Annotated in this window: 20 protein-coding genes; 4 read left to right on the top strand and 16 right to left on the bottom strand. The window is 66.4% G+C overall.

Annotated features, from left to right (window positions below; all coding sequences use genetic code 11):
• Positions 1-372: 372 nt before the first annotated feature.
• Positions 373-1,098 (bottom strand): sulfite exporter TauE/SafE family protein, encoded by a 726-nt coding sequence (locus A3ES_RS0102475; RefSeq protein ID WP_020385188.1) that lies wholly within the window; start codon positions 1,096-1,098, stop codon positions 373-375.
• Between the two features lie 22 nt (positions 1,099-1,120).
• The gene (locus A3ES_RS0102470; RefSeq protein ID WP_020385187.1) at positions 1,121-1,531 is read right to left on the bottom strand and encodes a YkvA family protein; all 411 of its coding nucleotides are present in this window, start codon (positions 1,529-1,531) and stop codon (positions 1,121-1,123) included.
• A gap of 202 nt (positions 1,532-1,733) precedes the next feature.
• Between A3ES_RS0102470 and A3ES_RS0102465 the strand changes: the two genes are divergently transcribed.
• Complete coding sequence (locus A3ES_RS0102465; protein WP_202806424.1) at positions 1,734-2,498, top strand: sulfite exporter TauE/SafE family protein; 765 nt, start codon at positions 1,734-1,736, stop codon at positions 2,496-2,498.
• Here A3ES_RS0102465 and A3ES_RS0102460 read toward each other — a convergent pair.
• The 14 genes from A3ES_RS0102460 to A3ES_RS0102390 all read right to left on the bottom strand — a co-directional run bounded on the left by A3ES_RS0102460 (position 2,476) and on the right by A3ES_RS0102390 (position 11,958).
• On the bottom strand, positions 2,476-2,913 hold the full coding sequence (locus A3ES_RS0102460; RefSeq protein WP_020385185.1) for an ester cyclase: 438 nt from the start codon (positions 2,911-2,913) through the stop codon (positions 2,476-2,478). The genes A3ES_RS0102465 and A3ES_RS0102460 overlap by 23 nt on opposite strands.
• Positions 2,910-3,248: a YnfA family protein gene (locus A3ES_RS0102455; RefSeq protein ID WP_020385184.1), complete on the bottom strand. Its 339-nt coding sequence runs from the start codon at positions 3,246-3,248 to the stop codon at positions 2,910-2,912. Before A3ES_RS0102455 ends, A3ES_RS0102460 begins: the two co-directional genes overlap by 4 nt.
• A 3-nt stretch (positions 3,249-3,251) precedes the next feature.
• Positions 3,252-3,590, bottom strand: coding sequence for a hypothetical protein (locus A3ES_RS0102450; protein WP_020385183.1), 339 nt, complete (start codon positions 3,588-3,590; stop codon positions 3,252-3,254).
• Positions 3,577-4,065 carry a MerR family transcriptional regulator gene (locus tag A3ES_RS0102445; protein ID WP_020385182.1) on the bottom strand — a complete coding sequence of 163 codons (489 nt, stop codon included), beginning with the start codon at positions 4,063-4,065 and terminating at the stop codon, positions 3,577-3,579. Before A3ES_RS0102445 ends, A3ES_RS0102450 begins: the two co-directional genes overlap by 14 nt.
• Positions 4,062-4,421: a hypothetical protein gene (locus A3ES_RS0102440; RefSeq protein WP_020385181.1), complete on the bottom strand. Its 360-nt coding sequence runs from the start codon at positions 4,419-4,421 to the stop codon at positions 4,062-4,064. Before A3ES_RS0102440 ends, A3ES_RS0102445 begins: the two co-directional genes overlap by 4 nt.
• Before the next feature lie 55 nt (positions 4,422-4,476).
• Positions 4,477-4,815 carry a hypothetical protein gene (locus tag A3ES_RS45970; protein WP_020385180.1) on the bottom strand — a complete coding sequence of 113 codons (339 nt, stop codon included), beginning with the start codon at positions 4,813-4,815 and terminating at the stop codon, positions 4,477-4,479.
• Positions 4,816-5,009: 194 nt separating this feature from the next.
• A complete protein-coding gene (locus A3ES_RS0102430) occupies positions 5,010-6,047 on the bottom strand; it encodes a serine hydrolase domain-containing protein (protein ID WP_020385179.1) in 1,038 nt (345 codons plus the stop codon).
• 357 nt (positions 6,048-6,404) lie between these two features.
• The gene (locus tag A3ES_RS0102420; RefSeq protein WP_020385177.1) at positions 6,405-7,532 is read right to left on the bottom strand and encodes a glycosyltransferase family 4 protein; all 1,128 of its coding nucleotides are present in this window, start codon (positions 7,530-7,532) and stop codon (positions 6,405-6,407) included.
• On the bottom strand, positions 7,529-8,065 hold the full coding sequence (locus A3ES_RS0102415; protein ID WP_020385176.1) for a dCTP deaminase: 537 nt from the start codon (positions 8,063-8,065) through the stop codon (positions 7,529-7,531). Before A3ES_RS0102415 ends, A3ES_RS0102420 begins: the two co-directional genes overlap by 4 nt.
• On the bottom strand, positions 8,062-8,595 hold the full coding sequence (gene dcd, locus A3ES_RS0102410; protein WP_020385175.1) for a dCTP deaminase: 534 nt from the start codon (positions 8,593-8,595) through the stop codon (positions 8,062-8,064). The genes A3ES_RS0102415 and dcd overlap by 4 nt, the downstream gene beginning before the upstream one ends.
• A complete protein-coding gene (locus A3ES_RS45965) occupies positions 8,592-9,815 on the bottom strand; it encodes a metallophosphoesterase (RefSeq protein WP_020385174.1) in 1,224 nt (407 codons plus the stop codon). Before A3ES_RS45965 ends, dcd begins: the two co-directional genes overlap by 4 nt.
• Positions 9,812-11,113, bottom strand: a complete 1,302-nt coding sequence (locus A3ES_RS0102400; protein WP_020385173.1) for a hypothetical protein — start codon at positions 11,111-11,113, stop codon at positions 9,812-9,814. The genes A3ES_RS45965 and A3ES_RS0102400 overlap by 4 nt, the downstream gene beginning before the upstream one ends.
• 340 nt (positions 11,114-11,453) lie before the next feature.
• A complete protein-coding gene (locus A3ES_RS0102395; RefSeq protein WP_020385172.1) occupies positions 11,454-11,762 on the bottom strand; it encodes a hypothetical protein in 309 nt (102 codons plus the stop codon).
• Between the two features lies 1 nt (position 11,763).
• A complete protein-coding gene (locus tag A3ES_RS0102390) occupies positions 11,764-11,958 on the bottom strand; it encodes a hypothetical protein (RefSeq protein ID WP_020385171.1) in 195 nt (64 codons plus the stop codon).
• 446 nt (positions 11,959-12,404) lie between these two features.
• Here A3ES_RS0102390 and A3ES_RS45960 point away from each other — a divergent pair, with 446 nt between their 5' ends.
• The 3 genes from A3ES_RS45960 (at position 12,405) to A3ES_RS45955 (ending at position 16,058) form a co-directional block, all read left to right on the top strand.
• A complete protein-coding gene (locus A3ES_RS45960) occupies positions 12,405-13,922 on the top strand; it encodes an NsdA family TPR-like regulatory protein (protein ID WP_157630280.1) in 1,518 nt (505 codons plus the stop codon).
• Positions 13,923-14,822: an aminoglycoside phosphotransferase family protein gene (locus tag A3ES_RS0102375; RefSeq protein ID WP_020385168.1), complete on the top strand. Its 900-nt coding sequence runs from the start codon at positions 13,923-13,925 to the stop codon at positions 14,820-14,822. It abuts the gene before it with no gap.
• A 378-nt stretch (positions 14,823-15,200) separates the two neighbouring features.
• On the top strand, positions 15,201-16,058 hold the full coding sequence (locus A3ES_RS45955; protein WP_020385167.1) for an inositol monophosphatase family protein: 858 nt from the start codon (positions 15,201-15,203) through the stop codon (positions 16,056-16,058).
• Positions 16,059-16,072 lie beyond the last annotated feature (14 nt).

Below are 16,072 nucleotides of genomic sequence, written 5' to 3'. Positions count from 1 at the left end.
CAAGGCGGGCTACACCCACCGGATCCTGACCTAGCCCCAGCCGCTCCCCCCGGCTTCCCAACGCTGCCTCGCCCATCAGCTGAGACAGGCCGAACGCGTCAACTGGCAGCTGTGGCACCCAGCGAGGCTCAGTCTGGGGCGCCGACAGGACCGGCCGTATCCGCGGCGCGGTCGCGCTTCCAGATCTCACGCACCCTCGCCTCGTTCTCCTCGAACGGCTCCATACCCATCGCTGCCCGCCGCGCCGCCAAACCGTCAGGATCCTCGATCGGTTCTACTTCGAGGACCTGGCCGCGAACAGTGAACTGTGTTCCGTACAGCTGAGCCTGGCTTCACTGAACAAGTCAAGCCCGGTCGGAGATGGCGGGGCTATCAACCGGTGAGCAGCAGGAGGATCCCTGCCACGACCAGTCCTGCCTCCACGAGGCCGGTGAACACGGCGGTGGGGAGGCGGTCGAGGACCTCCTTACCTGCCCAGGCTCCCGCTGTGGCTGCGGGAACGAGAGCCAGGCCGATCAAGCCAGTGCGCCATGTCAGGAGGGCTGCGGCGCCGAACACGACGAGTTTGGTCAGGTGCATGACGACCGCGGAGGCGGCCTCGGTGCCGATGTAGGCACCGCGGACGAGTCCGCGGGCAAGGAAGAACGGCGCGACGATCGGCCCGACGCTGCCGACGAGTGCCGAGCCGAAGCCCGAGGCAGCTCCGATGGCAGCGAACCCACGATCGCCGACCATGGCAGCTCTCGGGCGGAGTCGGCGCCAGGCGACCATGGCGAGCAGGAAGACCCCGATCCCGCGAGTGAGCGCGGGAACCGGAGCACGGGTCAACAGCAGCGCCCCGACGACGGCGGCCGGGATCGCGCCGGCGGCGAAGATCGAGACCAGGCGGCGGTCGACGTCGTGCCGGTTGAACCAGACACGGCTGCCGTTGCTGACGAGCTGGGTGATGGTGAGGACGGCGACGGCGTCGCGAGGGCCGAACACGGCGACGAAGATCGGCAGTAACAGCACCGCGCCACCGAAGCCCGCGACCGCCGACAGCAACGTGGTCCCAAATGCCGCCGCCAACACCAGCACCGCCTGCCACCAGTCAGGCATCACGAGACCGAGCCGCGGGAGATCATGACGGGCGTGGGGTGAGGCCTGCGGCCTTGCAGAGCGCGTTGAAGCCGTCTTCGGTCCCGCGCCACGTGGCCCGGAGGGGCTCGAGTCCGACCCGGCGGACCACGCCGCGCAAGACGGCGACCACGATGATCGCGTCGTCGGCGTAACCGAGCACGGGGATGAAGTCGGGGATCAGGTCGAACGGGACCGCGAGATAGACCATCAGCAGGCCGAGCCTGATCCGCACCCCGCGCGGCTGCGCACGGTCGGTCGCGAGGTCCTTCAGCAACCGGATCAGGTCGGGAAGGATCCGCAGCGCTTCCCGCAGCACGTTGCCCTTCGGGCGTGCCAGAAGCAACGCCACCACCAGCGCAAGCCACGCGACCACGACGGCCGCTCCGAGCCCGATCAGTACGTCTTTCCACATGTCCGGCTCCTTTTCGTGGTTCAGTCGACGACCCTTTCACTGAACTCGTCAAGTTTGGTCGGCACCTGGGCGGGAGGATGAGCTGCTGGGTGTGGGTCGGGGTCGTCTAGTGTGACGCTCGACGGATCGAGCTTGGGGTGTGGCGATGGTCGAGCGGGGTGTCCGGGCTACGGAGCCGGTCAGGGGCGTCCGTTCTCTGCCGTTGGCCTTTTCGGCTGGCGCGGCCGTAGGGCTGCTAGGCGGCATGATCGGGCTCGGTGGGGCCGAGTTCCGACTGCCGTTGCTGATCGGATTGTTCGGGTTCATAGCTTTGCAGGCTGTGATCGTGAACAAGGCGATGAGCCTGATCGTGGTTCTCACCGCGATCCCTGCGCGCCTGCTGGCGGTCCCGATCGCGGACGTTGCTTCGGAGTGGGCAGTGGTGCTGAACCTGCTGGCGGGCAGCCTCGTCGGTGCCTGGGTGGGTGCGACATGGGCCACGAAGATGCGGTCGGCAACCCTGTACAAGGTTCTCGGGGCCTTGTTGGTGGTCATTGCTGCTGCTCTGGCGGCGTCGCATCTCGGCCCGGTCGGGACGCTGGACCTTCCCGGGGTGGTCCGGCTGGTTGGGGGGCTGGTCGCCGGGGTTGTGATCGGGGTGGTGGCGGCACTGATGGGCGTGGCCGGCGGGGAGTTGCTGATCCCGACGATCGTGTTGCTGTACGGCATCGACATCAAGCTCGCCGGGAGCTTGTCCTTGGCGGTTTCGTTGCCGACGATGCTGGTCGCCTTTGCCCGCTACTCCCAGGACGCGAGCTTCCAGATCTTGCGCCAGAACAGAGGCTTCGTGCTGTCGATGACTGCCGGTTCCGTGACGGGAACCCTGCTTGGAGGATTGCTGTTAGGAGTGGTTCCGAGCGTGGTGATCGTTCCGCTGCTCGTGGTGCTCTTGCTGGCGTCGTCGGTCAAGGTGTGGCGTCACGAGTGATCTGTTGATCGGGCCCGGGGCTGGTGGGCAGTAGACCGAGTTGGGAGAGTCTGTCGAGGTTGTCCTCGAGTGCCCACGACTCGGCGATGCGGCCGTCGCGGATCCGGTAGCGGTTGACCTCGTCGACGGCGACGAACCGGCGTCCGGTGGGCCGGTGCCCTAGCCAGGTGCCGGTGTGGGTGGCGGTGCAGGTGAATCGCCCGATCACGATGTCGCCTTCGGCGAGGAGTTCGACGGCGTCCATGTGGACGTCGGGGAACGACGCCCGGAACGGTGTGATCCACTCCCGGGCCGCCGCGGCCTGGTCGGGTGTGTAGAGGTCGTCGATCACGTCGAGGTGGCCGCCGTTGAGCACTTCGTCGACCAGGCGATGCACGATGGCTTTGTTCGCCGCGAGGTCGGCCGGCGTGCTCACGAGACGCTCCGGGGGGCATACATGATCACGACGACCCCGATCAGGCAGATCGCGGCGCCGGCCAGGTCCCAACGGTCGGGGCGGAATCCGTCGACAAGCATGCCCCAGGCCAGAGAACCGGCGACGAAGACGCCGCCGTAGGCGGCCAGGATCCGGCCGAAGTTCGGATCGGGCTGGAACGTCGCCACGAAGCCGTAGGCGCCCAGAGCAAGGATGCCGCCGGCGATCCACAACAGGCCGCGGTGTTCACGCCAGCCTTGCCAGATCAACCAGGCGCCACCGATCTCGGCGATGGCGGCTATTACGAACAGCGCGATGGACTTGACGATCGTCATGGGTCAGAAGGTATCCAGTGGCGTGTCAGCATCTCGGTTCGGCTGGGGCGGTGCAGACATTGCCGGCATGCCGAGGTCGACTGGTTCGGTCGGCGTGGCGCAGGTGGCACGTCGACGCTTCCGCAGCACCCAGACCGTCCCCGCCAGTGTGATCACCGCGATGACGGCCAGTGCCGGGATCCAGACGGCCCCTGCCAGCGAAGCGATCGATAGGCCGCCGAGGACGGCCAGAACTGGGCCGGCGCAGCAGACCGCGCAGGCGCCGATCGCGAGACCACCCGCACCGACCAGCCGCCAGGGCTTGGTGGTTTTGGACACCTTGGTGCGTTCAGCAGCAGCCACGGTTGCTCACCAGCCCTTCGGCCAGCGGCAGAACCGTGATGGATGGCGAGTCGGAGGCCAGGTCGGCGAACGGCAGCGGGCAGGTGGGGCTGTGGGCGCAGTCGATCAGGTCGTCGCAGCCGGCGTCGAGAGCGGACTGCAGCGATGCTGCGATCACGGTCAGGTCGGCGATCTTGGCCTCGACATCGTCAAGCTTTTCTTTGGCCCGCGCCTGCAATCCTGCGTCGGGATTCTGGCCGTGCCGGTGACGGCCTGCTTCGAGCAGGTCGGAGATCTCCTCCAGGGTGAACCCGAGCCGCTGGGCGGCCTTGATCACTCGCAGCACCGTCACCGTTTCCGGCGAGTAGAGGCGGTGACCACCTGGGCTGCGGTCGGGTTCGGACAGCAGGCCACGGCGCTCGTAGTACCGCAGTGTCTGCAGGTTCACGCCTGCAGCGTCGGCGACTTGGCCGCTGCGCAGGCCAGTTGCGGTCACTGTGTCAGTCCCGCGGTCGCGGCCGCCCGAACTGCCAGGGCGTCGAGCACGGCGACGTGTGCGGGCGGCACGGACACGTCCAGCAGGAGCTCCCCACCGGCGCCTGGGGCATAGTCGAAGGTGAAGAACGAGCAGCAGCCCGTCTCTCGGGCGGTCAGATCCCGCGTGGTCGCCTCGGTCCGGGCGTCCAGGCGCAGCTGCAGCCGGGTCGACGCCACTCGTTCCAGACCGTGAAGGCTGGTCGCGAACAAGTCGTCGAACTCGGCGATGCGCAGCGGCTGCTCGGCCGTCGGAAGTGTGCACGCCTGCGGGACCCAGTCGTCGGCCTGAGACAGGGTGAGAGGTTCTGTGGTCATGTTTCGACTGTAAACCTGTACCTAGGTATCAGATGCAAGTCTTCGCCCAGGTCTGTCAGAGGCCGTCTAGATAGGCGAACAGTTCAGGGACGGCTTCCCCCGCCGCCATGGCCGCTTCCATCCCCTGGTGAAACATGCGCTGATGCTCCGGCTGCAAGTCCGCGTGCTGCGCCAACAGCCATGCGTTGGAGGCCGCTTCCTCACCGACCTCGGAAATCTGCGGCCAGCCCGACTCAGTGACGACCTCAAGGAGCCAGCGAGTGTTGTCGGTGTCTACTTCTTGGAGCACGCCCACCACTCGAGGGTCGTCTGACCAGCCGGCCACCGCGCTGCGGGCTTCCTGGTCCAGCTCCGCGCGACGCGCGAGTTCGGCCCGCAGTTCGCTAGTCTTCATCGGCACGGGGACCCGTCTCGGTTCACTCGATGGATGCCCCGTGTCGCCCGCTCACCCGCCCCGCCGCTGCGAAGAAGCGCAGGCTGATCCAGTTGCACTGCACCGCCATTGGCGGCCGCCACACTCCGGACGACCCCTGCGACGAGATCCGGAGATCCCTTTTGTACAAGGTGCCGCCGTCGCAGCTAGCGTGCTCATCGTACGAAGGCGATTTCGCGGAATTGATCGCGAATCCCCATGAGCGGGTCGCGGTTGCGTGTGTAGTACAGCTTGTTCGTCAGCAGTGTTGCCCAGCGGCCGAGCGAGGGCGAGATCCACATTGCTGTACCGGTGAAGCCATAGTGCACCCAGACATCGTGTTCCGGGGCGCTGCCGGGTGCCGGCTGCCAGAACAGACCACGCGGCGGAGCGAGGTCGCCGGTCTGGACCGACAGCGACGCGGTCACCCACCCGGCGCCGAAGCTGGCGACCGGGATACTGGTTGCCTGCAGCATGTACTGCAGGAATCGGCCCAGGTCCGCGGCGGTCGAGAAGGCGCCTGCGATGCCGCAGACACCGAGCAGCCGAGCGGAGTAGTCGTGAGGCGTTCCCTTGATCCGGACGCCAGCATCAGCGTCGAACTCGGTCGGTGCACAACGCGCCGCGATCTCGGCCGGAAGCGGCCCGAACCGCGTGGAGTCCATTCCGAGCGGATCCCAGACCCGGTCCGCTACGAGACGATCGAGTGGTTGCCCCGACAAGTACTCGACTAGGTATCCGAGAACCAACGCGGCGCGATCCGTATAGTCCACTGCTTCGCCTGGCGGCCTCTGCAGTGCCTCGGCCAAGACACCGACCCTGATTGCCGCGGGGTCGGTGCCGTACAGGTTCTTCAGGTTTGCCCGCAGCGGAAGCCCCGCTGAATGGGTCAGGAGCTGATGGGCCGTCACCTGGCCGAGCGGGCGCCCTGTGACCTCGGGCCAGAACCCGTCGAGCCGCTGGTCAAGCCGCAGTCGTCCTGCCGTGACCTGCACACCGATAGACGCCCACACCGCGAGAACTTTCGTCAGGCTGGCTACGTCGAAGACCGTGTCGGGCAGCATCGGGTTGTCCGGTTGCGCGGGATCCAGTACGCCGACCACTCCTGCGCTCCGGACACCGTCCAGGCCACCTACGCTCCAGACCGCACCAGGATAGGCTTGGTCGCGATAGCCGGCCTCGAGAAGCTCCTCGACGCGGTCAGTGCTGAACATGCAGGTGTCCTATCCGCAGTGGGTGATCGCACGCGATCACCCTAATGACTGAGACAGCTTCACTTGCTACGGCCTCACCGGCCGAGAAGACCCTTCTCCTAGCTGGGCCCGGAGCCGCGCGTGATCCGTTGAACAAGCCGCCACAACGCCCGAAGACCCAGTACACGGAGAACAACAGCCCGCTGGTGCCGCGCCCATCTGCGGTCCATGGCACGCACCTCTGCCAAGGCCGCGGCCCGGCTCTCGGCCTGGCACATGGCGAAGTAGCCATCCGGATCTTCGGCAGAGGCAATGGCGCGCTCCGCGCCGGTCATCCGCTTCCGGTTCACCTTGTCCTCGATCCCTGATCTGGCGCGGTCATGTGCCGCAGGAACTAGTCAGCTGGCGACCGAGCTCAGCAAGTGCCGCCGCTGTGCGAGACAACGGATACCTGGCGGCATTCGCCCGACCGTGGTCGCGTAGCTCGGCGCGCAACGCAGCCGACGCCTTGAAACGGTCGATCACTTTGGTCACCGAGGCCGCGTCGGTGAAGTCCGTGGCGAGCGCAGAATCACCGAGCGCATCGATCAGCCCAGGGACGGGCTGGTAGATGACTGGCAGCCCGCACGCCTGCGCTTCCAGCGCGACCAGGCCCATCGCCTCCAAGGTGGTCGACGGCATCAGCAGTACGTCGTAGTCGGCGAAGATCTCCCAGAGCCGGCGGCGGTCGAGCCAGCCCAGATAGCTGAACGGGACCCCGGATCTGTCCAGTCCCGGAGCGAGCGCGTCGAACTCACCTTCTGGTGCGGCGATGCTGAGGTGGATGCCGCCGACTCCTGCCAGGACACGGATGAGGTTGTCCCCACCTTTCTCGCTCGTGAGCCGCCCGGCGTACAGGAGCCGCAGTTCGTCGACGGGTCGCTGCGTGGACGGCGGCGTCTGGGCGTGGAGATGGTCCGGGATGCCCCAGGCAATCTGGTGGATCTTCGCCCGGTCGGTACCGGGTGCCAGTCCCACGAGCCGGTCGGCCATCGCCGCGGTCGGTACGACGATCGCGCTCGCGTGCTGCGCCGTGTCGCGCAGCACCTGCAGCTGGTCGGGATGGGTCTGGGCGAACAACAGATCGGTGCCGTGCACCAAGGCGATCTGGGGATGGTCAGGCAGCACCGCGCAGAGTGCCGGCGTGCCTCCGAAGGCCAGGTGCTGCAGGTGGACGATGTCGATCTTGCCCGGGTCGATCCGCTCGGCCAGACCCTGTCGCAGCCGGTCGACGTACCGCCGAAACTCAGGCCCTTCGAGGCACTTGCCTGCCACGGTCAGCTGGCTCAGGCCAGGTACCTGCGGGCTGCCTGTGCCGGGGGCGAGCATGAAGGCATCGGCGCGGATCAGCGGTGAGGGGCCGGTGTAGATGTCGAGGAACAGCTCGACGCTTCCACCGGGGCTGCCGGCGGGCAGATCGAGACAGGTCGCGACGTACGGCGTCGGATCGGTCGTTGCAGGTGTCATCGGCCGGTGCCGATCTCCTCGTAGAGGCGGGAGGTGTCGATGCCACTGGTGGCGGCGTACTTCAGCCCATGGTTTTGGTAGCTGGCGGCCCGACCGAAGGTCCGCAGGAAGACGAGCTTTCCGAACGTCATGCCCGGATAGATCCAGACGGGCTTAGCAACCCGGATCTCCAGCGTCCACTGGATGCCATGGCCCAGATGGCCCAGTGGGGCGGACACGTGCACCCAGATGCCGAGGGCACCGATCGTTCGGTCGCCGTTGAGGAACTGGGCATAGTGCTCGGAACTCGTCTTCTCGAGAGTGTGGCCGAGGTAGAGGACGCCGGGCTCCAGGAGATAGCCGTCGCCGGGGATAGTGATCTCCTCGTCGACTGCGGTCGGTACGGCAGCATCGAGATCGCCGCTGCAGATCCACAAGGTGTCGCCGAGGCGCCAGTCGTAGGCATTCGGCGACAACCGGGCTGGGTCGAAAGGATCGATGTTGATTTCGCCTGCGGCGGCAGCTTCGGCGATCGCCTGACCGGTGAGGATCATGACACCGCCACCGGGCGGTTGTCCCACCACGACCGCGAGGCCTGCGGCCCGGTGGCGGCCTGATATTTACCGCTGTAGAGGTCGACCGCGCCGGCGGCCACGAAAAACATGATCTGGGCGATCTCCATCCCCGGGTAGACCCGTAGCGGCAGGATCGGGCTCAGCATCAAGGTCCACTGGCCGTGGAAGCCCAGGTCTCCGATCGGCGCGGTGATCTCGACGAACAACCCGAGCCGTCCGACCGAGGAGCGGCCGAACAGCAGCGGGACGAACTGGTCCGATCCGACCTGTTCCAGAGTGTGGCCCAGGTACAGCTCGCCGGGCTGCAGGACGAACCCGGACTCGTCGATCTCGATCGAGGTCGTCACGTTGCGATCGCACGAGTCCAGGACCGGGCTGGTGTAGGTCAGCAGCGTGGGGCCGAGGCTCACGTTGTAGCTGTTCGGGTTCACCTGGCTGAGGTCGAAGGGCGTGATCTGCAGCCGGTGGTCGGCGACCGCGGCGGTGATCTCAGGGCCGGTGAGGATCACGGTGTGCGTCCTTTCGGGATGGACGGGCCTGTCCCGGTCAGGACGTGGCACACCGCCCCGCCCAGCGTCAGTCCTGCAGGTGTGTTGCAGTGGAGTTGGAACGTCTCGGCCAGGTAGCCGGTCATCAGCGCGGTATGGACAGGTGGCTGCAGCTTGGCGGGCGAGGTCAGGAGGGGGCCCGCGCGGTCGGTGAGTTGCTGCATGACCGTCTGCACGCCGCCGTCGCGGTATGGCAGTGGGGCGTAGACGAGTTCGTTCGCGAACGGCTCCGCGGCCAGCAGGTCGGCCAGCGTCAGGGTCTTACCCAGCTCGACCGGGCGCAGCGCGGGCTCGTTCAGGATCACCGGCAGATCGCTGCGACGGTCATGCAGCCAGGCGACCACCGCGGTCAGAAGTTCGCGTGGTTCGACCGGCCGGTTGCGCCAGTGCTCGAGGATGCCGCCCATGGGGGCAGTCAGTCGGCCGTGCAGGCCGGTGATTTGGTCGGCGATCGGCGCGAACTGCCGCGGGACCGGTGTTGGAGAGTCGGCCAACAGGGTACGGGCGGTCCAGCCGTCCGGGGTGGGTTCGGCGATGGCGTAGCCGCGGCCGAGCTCCGGTCCTTTGACGACCAAGGTGTCCCCCACCCGTAGCGGGCCGTACTTCGGGCTGTGGCAATGGCCGGCGAACACGACCGAGACGAACGGGCACTTGGCGGCCAGCAACTGGTCGTCGGTGAAGCCGCTGTGCGAGAGCACGATCCAGTCCTCGACATCGAGGTTGCGGCCTCGCAGCTCCCACAGTGCCGCGGCCGGATCGACAACCCGGTGCATGGCTCGTTCGGCCATCGGGATCGCGCTGAACGCCTGCGGGCTGATGACCGCGGTGACGCCCACCGTGCGGTTCCCGATCCGGGCCTTGCGGAACTGGCGAAACAACCATCTCCCGTCACTGTCCGTGGCGTTCGCGCACACCGTCAACTGGCGCAGCTTCGGCTCGAAATGGTGGCTCCAGCCGTGGTTGCCAGGCGCGATCACGTCGTAGGCCGACAGCAGCAGCCGGCGCTCGACGTCGCCGCGGCCCAGCAGATAGTAACCGGTGCCTTCGAAGAAGTCGCCGCAATCAACCACCAGCGAACGCGGCCGGTGGGCGTGCAGATGGCTCACCAAAGACTGCGCGTGGTCCAGGCTGGAGTGGAAGTCGGTGGTCGCGACGATCTGGTCCAGGATCCGGGGCTTCACTGCTCGTCCCCGGCAATCTCGGCGCCGAGCCAGCGGAGTTTCCCCGGCAGATTCGGGTGCCCACGGCGCAACTGATCCAACCCCGTGATGGTCGTCGTACCGGTCGCGGTCAGCCCGGCCACGATCAGCGCCGACCCGGTGCGAATGTCGGTTGCCTCGACCACCGAGCCGCTCAGCTGCTGGGGCCCGGACACGCGGCACCGCGTCGGCGACAGCTCCTCGACGACTGCTCCCAGTCGGGCCAGCTGCGGCAGCAGGTTGCCATGCCGGCCCGGGTTGATGTCGTCAGCGAACACATGCGACCCAGCGAAACCAAGAGCCAGAGCCATCAAGCCGGGTTCGAAGTCCGCGTCCAAACCATCGGGATCCAGCGAGGCCATCGCCTCCAGCGAGCCCTGGACCGGAACCGCCGGACCGGAGATCAGCAGCCCATCCGGTTCGATCGCCGCCGGTACGCCAAGGCAGTTCAGTGCCTGTGCGAAGCGGGTCAGGCCAGAGCCGTCGACCCCTTCGATACGGCCGGTGCCGCCCGTCGCAGCGATGGCTGCGGCGATCGTTCCGGCCTCGATCTTGTCGCCCGGAACCGTCCACGCCAGTTCCGAGTTCGCCGAAGAAAGCAGCGGCTCCACGATCACCGCGTCCTGGTCGACGGTGATGTCGTAGTCGGCGGTGCGCAGCGCGGCCAGCATGCCGGTGAACTCCGGTGACAGATTCGGATTATCCAGTCGCAGCCGCTGCCGCCCTGCCACTGCACGCAGAACAGCGCAGACGCTAGCGCCCCGGGAGCGGAACGGCAGCCGAACCGTCACCGACTTCGCAGGGACGGACACTCGCACCCGATACCCAGAGGTATCGGTCCGCACCTCATCCCCGAACGCCTCGTACACGGCGAAGTGCAGTTCCATGCCGCGGTCACCGATGCGGCACCCGCCCGGCCAGGGCAGACTCGCAGTGCCGTACCAGGCCAGCAGCACCGGGACCAGGTAGTACGACGCGCGGATCCGCGCCGCCTCCGGCAGCACCGGCGGCATCACCGCGCCGAGGTTCGGCGCAATCTCGAGGCCACCTCGCCGCCGTGTCACCTCGAAACCGCTTGCCTTCAGCAACGTAACCATCAGCTGCACGTCCGTGCTGCGCGGCACATTGAACAACTGGACCGGACGTCCTACGGCCGCGGCAGCGGCCAGCAGTGGCAGCGCGGCGTTCTTCGAACCGTCCACGCGCACGGTGCCCGCCAGCGGCCGGCCGGACCGCACGGTCACGGTCGTGCGGGGTTGAGTCTGCAAGTCGAGTGTCACAAAGCCTCCACGGGGCCTGGGTGTTGAAGTTCATTGCCATGCAGGGGCTAGTCCCGCCCTGCCGTTGGCCCGAACGCCGTCCCCCTTGGGGCCCTGACTCCACGCAGGGGGACGGCTGGGCCACGCTGGGGCCCGCCGCCCCAGGGTTGGAACGGCTGGTGCCCGCGCTCGAGCGGCAACGGGTGCACCAGCCGGCTTGCGAGGAGTCCCCAGCCCCAATTGCCAGGGGATCGAGGGGCGGGTCTGGGGACTCCGGTAGGTGACGGGACCGAGGGGTCTCCCGGCGCAGATCGAGGAAGCCGCGCGGCACGGGAGTGACAGGCGACTCGGCCCCGTCGGATCACGGCGGCGGCGGTGCTACCAAAACCTGGGCTCTCGCCTCGGCGTCCAGCCGGTGACCTTGCGATTCGCTGAGGTCGGCGCGGTTCGAGACGACGACCGCCGCGACCGCACGAATCTTGACCAGGTCGACCAGGTGCTCGAACTTCGACTTCTGGTCGAGTTCCTGGCAAACGATCGGGCCTAGGACATAACCCTCGCGTTCTGCGAACCCGAGGAACCGCTGGCGGATCTTTTCCTTCTCGGCGGCCGACATGAGGAACGTCTCCGCGTAGTAGCCGATCAGCAACGGGCGGGTGCGATCGGTCACTTCAACTGTCTCCTGCTGCCGAGGGATTCGCGGTGGCACCAAGGCGATCGTTGGTGACCTTCAGCCCAGCGAAGCGCCGACGCATAGCCTGCTCGTACCGGGCGGCCAGCGCCGGCTCGGCGATGTACTGGGCGATGACGTGCTCCCCGAACCAGACCCTGACCCTGCGCCGGTCCTGCCGGCCTCCGTCGACCATTGCCGGGATCACAGGTCCTTCACATCCTCAGCTACGTCGCGCAAGAAGCCGCGCATACCCACAACGCCGAGCACGTACATCACGCCGCATACGGCTTCGTACAAGTGCATGTCTTCTCCCCTGCCGTCCAGTGCGGCCAGCGCGCCCGATGGCTGCGCGGTGACCGTTCAGCGCGATCCGTGGCCTGTCGTGAGAGCAACCGGCGTCGAAACTGATCACGCAACTCGTGTTCTTGCAGTAACTACGAGTAAACAGAGCTCTGCAGGCGATTACCTGGGGTCAGGAAACCTATTTGTTGGGTACGGCAACGGGCCCCCGGTTCAGGCGTGAATCCAGCGGCGCGCGACAGAAGATGTGCCGCCTGCACCCAGAAACCTGGTGAGAGCCACCTTGCTTTTGCCGCTGACGCACCCCAATCTGGTCAGATTGACGGAGAGTAGGCGGGGATGAGCACAACGCAGGGGCGAGGCAGCGACAAAGCCGCGAGGACGGCTCTGCGCCACCAGCTCATGAACCAGGGCATGACGGTCGATGACATCGCTGCCGAGTTTCGTATCCGGTGGGGATTCGGGACCCTTGCGTCGTACCGGCACGCCTGTGGCCTGTCCCAGGGTGAAGTCGCGGCGCAATACAGCGCAGCCGACGAGTCGCTGCCGGCCGCTGACTACACCGCGATCTCTAAGCTTGAGCGGTGGCCTATGCCGGGGCCGGGCGTCAAACCGCCGACGATCTACAACCTCGTGCTTCTGGCTCAGGTCTACGACGTCGAGCCGCACCGACTGCTGACAGCGACCGAACTGGACCAGCTGCCGGCGCGGGACCGGATCGTTCTGACCGCGATGCGCGCGCAAACCGCCCTGCCGGTTGCGGCCTCGGCACCGACCAGGCACGAGCTCGCCTCCTCGGGCGCTGACACCGATGTACCTGGGCCGCTCGAGCACGACATTCGACACCTCTTGCGCCAACTGCCCGGCCAAGACCTCGGTCCGCTACCCCCGCATCTCTTGGAGTCGATCGACCGGGTACGGCGTAGCACCGACGACGTCCTGGCAGCCGGCACGGTCAACGGCTCCCGGATGGAGCTCATCGAAGACGCCGTCGAACAGTTGCGCCGCGACCACATTCACCATGCCCCGAACAAGATGCTTGCCGCGCTGCTGACCGAGTTTCTGGGGGTCGCCGACCTCACCAGGCAGAACCAGACCGCTCACATCCGGCTGCGCCTTGCAGGTGCCGCCGCACAACTGGCCACCCTGACCGCCGACAGCCTCATGAAACTCGGCGAGACCAACGACAGCCACCGCTGGTACCGCACCGCCCGCCTCGCCGGCGACGACACCCACGACAACGCTCTGCGAGCACAGATCCGCGCCCAAGAAGCAATGCTCCCGTACTACTACGGCGATCTCCCCCGCACGATCCGCCTGGCCCAGGAAGCCCAGAAGATCGCGGGCGATCTTGCCTGCGCCGCGACCTGCCTCGCAGCCGCAGCCGAAGGCCGCGCCTGGGCACGACTCGGCAGCCACGCCCAGGCCGAACAAGCCATGGGCCGAGCCCAAGACATCTTCAACCAGATACCCGACCCCGACAGCACCGACGCCTTCACCTTCCCGGAACGACGCCTGCTGCTCTACCTGTCGGGAGCCCTCACCTACCTCGGCGAGCCGGAACGGGCCGAACCAATCCAAGACCGCGCACTGCAGCTCTATTCGCAGCAAGGTGCCGGATTCACACTCGACCCCACCCTCATACAGCTCGACCGAGCGGCCGGACTGGCGAACAGCGACGCGGTCGCCGCGTGCGAACTGACACAGGAGACACTGGAGGCGGTGCCCGCCGGGCACCGGACCCAGATCGTTCTCACCCGAGGAACCGACGTGCTCTCAGCCCTCCCCCGCACCGCGCGGGCCCTGCCAGCAGCCGCCGATCTGCGTGAAATGCTCGCGCTCACCGCGGCCCCCTAAATGACCTCGCTGATCACCGAGACCACCTTTACCCCCGAAACCACACAGCGAGTCCTCGCTGACGTCTGCCACCAAGCCGGCATCGACGCGGCCGGCGCGGTCCTTCTCCGTCACCAAACCAACGCGGTCTACCTGCTCCCCCGGAGCGAGATCGTCGTCAAAATCGCTCGCCCCGGCGAACAGCCCGACGATCTGAACCGGACACTGGCCCTCGTCCGCTGGATTGTGGGCCAAGACATTCTCGCCGTCCCACCATCGCCTCACCTGCAGCCGTTGGAAAGTGCCGGATGCCTGGCGACTTTCTGGCCCTACATCGACCAGACGGACCAACCCCGGGTGACCGCCGCAGACCTCGGTCATCCATTAAAGGTTCTGCACACTCTCGCCCCACCACTCGATCTGCCGCCTCTCGACCTCATTGACGGCATCCGGAACTCAATCGCGTCCAGCCGCATCCTCAGCGCCCCAGAGCAGCAGTTCCTCACCACATACAGCGACGAAACAGCAGCCGCCGCTGCCTCCGTCCACTACGAGCTACCGCCAGGTCTGATCCACGAAGACCCCCAGCACCACAACGCACTCCAGATGAAACAAGGCACCGCGCTCATCGACTGGGACGGCGCCTGCATCGGCCCCCGGGAATGGGACCTGGTCACCATCGAAATCCACTGCCGCAGATTCTTTCCCGACCCCGACGAGTACACGCAATTCGTCGATGTCTACGGCATCGACATCCGTGACTGGTCCGGATACAAGGCCATGCGCGATCTGCGCGAACTGCGCATGATCACCACGAATGCCCGCAAATCTGCACCCGGCAGCCCCCCAGCCGCCGAAGTACATACCCGTATCGCGCAATTGCAACGCGGCGAAGACAACCTCATGTGGAACCGGCTCTAACCGTCACCGGTGGGCCCCACTGCTCTGCGAAGACGGGTCGCTGCGCAGGAACCAGCGTAACCGACACGTCGACCCGCCTTCGCGTGGCAGGGGCGGGTCGTGAAGCGGGAGCAGTCGGTTAGTCCGTGCGCGCCACGAGTTCGGAGGCAGCGCGCGCCGAGCGGTACGGCCTAAGGGTTGAGTGAAGTCGGCAAGTGCTGCGGTGGGCGTGTCGAGTCGGGAGCGTTGATATGGTCCAGCGCCTGGCCGGCGGCAGCACAGGCCGTTCGACGTCACCGAACCGCAGATGCGCGTCGGCCGAGCGGACGAGGTACAGAGCGTTGTCGCGGACATGGCCGTGCGCGGCGTACGCAAGCTATGGGCCAATAGACTTCGTCTGTGGACATCCCATCGTTGTGGCAGGAACTGGAGGGCGTCCTGACGCCCATGCTCGCAGATTTTCGTTCCAAGCGATCCTTTTGGGTCGAGCAGAAGCCCGATAGCACCTTGCTTTCAGAGGCAGACGGGGCCGTGCAGGAGCAGATCATCAAGTGCGTGCGAGCGGTTGACCCCGACGGGTTGATCATCGGGGAGGAGGGCGTTCATGGCGCGGAGGTACTTCACGGGAGTGGACCGAGTGATCGGCTCTGGATCATCGATCCCATCGACGGCACAGCTCAATTTGTTGATCAGAACGGCCGAGAATTTTGCAGCGTCGTCTGTCTCGTTGAGAACAAGGTGCCAGTGGCCGCGTTCGTTCTGGCACCTGAAATCGGACCCGATCGTGGCCCTGTTTGCATCAGCCTGAGTGGCAGGAATGAACCGATTCTGGTTAATGGCAGGCGAGCATCTGGTCCGTCCCTTTCCGGCCAGCGTCAACTGGCTTCCGTTACGAGGAGTTCCGGCACGAGCGCGCGGCCGTATGAGAGCGAACTGTCGGCTTACGGGTACCAACTCAAGGTTCGTGCGACATCGCAGACTCTGGACATGGTGAGGACGTGCATCGACATCGCACCATTCACCGACCCAGCACTCGAATCATTCGGTTTGTTCTACCGTGAACGGCAGAAGGTCTGGGATGGTGCCGCAGGTATCTGCATGGCATACGCGGCTGGTCTCTATGTGGGCGACGGTGCCGGCCGGGAGCGCACCGCGATTGACATCGCGTTGGATGCTGCCGAGCCCATCTTCGATAGCACGCTTGTCGCATCAGATGCGGCGGCCGCGCAGATCGTCGTGGAAGGGTCCAAGCGCTAGTTCGGTTACGACAA

The sequence above is a fragment of the Kribbella catacumbae DSM 19601 genome, from assembly GCF_000372465.1.
Classification (GTDB): Bacteria; Actinomycetota; Actinomycetes; order Propionibacteriales; family Kribbellaceae; genus Kribbella; species Kribbella catacumbae.
The sequence above is the reverse complement of the archived record's forward strand: the minus strand, read 5'-3'. Positions and strand labels throughout refer to the sequence as shown.

Excerpts from the sequence above, each read along its gene's own strand:
- A3ES_RS45970 (WP_020385180.1), bottom strand. The coding sequence starts at position 4,815 with ATGAAGACTAGCGAACTGCGGGCCGAACTCGCGCGTCGCGCGGAGCTG.
- A3ES_RS0102415 (WP_020385176.1), bottom strand. The coding sequence starts at position 8,065 with ATGATCCTCACCGGTCAGGCGATCGCCGAAGCTGCCGCCGCAGGCGAA.
- A3ES_RS0102430 (WP_020385179.1), bottom strand. The coding sequence starts at position 6,047 with ATGTTCAGCACTGACCGCGTCGAGGAGCTTCTCGAGGCCGGCTATCGC.
- A3ES_RS0102420 (WP_020385177.1), bottom strand. The coding sequence starts at position 7,532 with ATGACACCTGCAACGACCGATCCGACGCCGTACGTCGCGACCTGTCTC.
- A3ES_RS0102455 (WP_020385184.1), bottom strand. The coding sequence starts at position 3,248 with ATGACGATCGTCAAGTCCATCGCGCTGTTCGTAATAGCCGCCATCGCC.
- A3ES_RS0102475 (WP_020385188.1), bottom strand. The coding sequence starts at position 1,098 with ATGCCTGACTGGTGGCAGGCGGTGCTGGTGTTGGCGGCGGCATTTGGG.
- A3ES_RS0102390 (WP_020385171.1), bottom strand. The coding sequence starts at position 11,958 with ATGGTCGACGGAGGCCGGCAGGACCGGCGCAGGGTCAGGGTCTGGTTC.
- A3ES_RS0102470 (WP_020385187.1), bottom strand. The coding sequence starts at position 1,531 with ATGTGGAAAGACGTACTGATCGGGCTCGGAGCGGCCGTCGTGGTCGCG.
- A3ES_RS0102375 (WP_020385168.1), top strand. The coding sequence starts at position 13,923 with ATGACCTCGCTGATCACCGAGACCACCTTTACCCCCGAAACCACACAG.
- A3ES_RS0102440 (WP_020385181.1), bottom strand. The coding sequence starts at position 4,421 with ATGACCACAGAACCTCTCACCCTGTCTCAGGCCGACGACTGGGTCCCG.
- A3ES_RS45960 (WP_157630280.1), top strand. The coding sequence starts at position 12,405 with ATGAGCACAACGCAGGGGCGAGGCAGCGACAAAGCCGCGAGGACGGCT.